Annotated in this window: 1 protein-coding gene; it reads right to left on the bottom strand. The window is 47.4% G+C overall.

Features of this window, described 5'->3' with window-relative positions; genetic code table 11:
• The coding region (locus EAE93_RS24005; protein WP_332009644.1) for a POTRA domain-containing protein at nucleotides 1-437 on the bottom strand (437 nt) is incomplete at its 3' end.
• Between the last annotated feature and the right edge of the window lie 198 nt (nucleotides 438-635).

Genomic DNA, 635 nt, shown 5'->3' with positions numbered 1-635 from the left:
TTGCCCGGTATCATCACCAGTTTTAAGGTTTGGGTACGCAGATCCTGGGGAGGAGCCAGAACCCGGCTGGTGACATAACCGTGATTAATGAGCTGATCTTGCAATTGGGTTATCAGCCGGCTGATGCCTTTATCGCCCAGGCAATGGTTTTCGCCCTGTTGAGCGACACGCCGGAACGGTAGCCAGTGCGGGAAATTTTCGGTGCCTGCCAATACCACATGAGTGACAGGAAAACAGGGGGTTTCCACCGCAAAGGCGGCTGACTCCCCGGTTTCCGGTACCGACAGGTGAACTTCCGCAGGCGGCGGGGCTAATTGCGCCTCCAGAGCGTGCTGACGGGCCTGTTGATGAATGAGTTGTTGATCTGCGATGTCGGCGGCTTGACTGCCTGAGGCTACGCTACAAAAAACCGTTAATACCAAAATACTGCTTTTCATTGACTTTCTATTCCACAATGTCGAAACAGCATTAACCACGAATTTAACTTAACGATCAATATTTAGGGTTAATTATCAACCGGGCAACTAAAATAGGGGGTTGGTTAAGATAGCAGCAAAAACAAGAGGTTATATGACAAAGCAAAAAACAGGCCAATGTGATTATTTTGTAACAGTATTGTATAAAAAATAGATTAA

Source organism: Photorhabdus akhurstii (assembly GCF_018448925.1).
Classification (GTDB): domain Bacteria; phylum Pseudomonadota; class Gammaproteobacteria; order Enterobacterales; family Enterobacteriaceae; genus Photorhabdus; species Photorhabdus akhurstii.
This window is presented reverse-complemented; position numbering and strand designations above follow the sequence as displayed.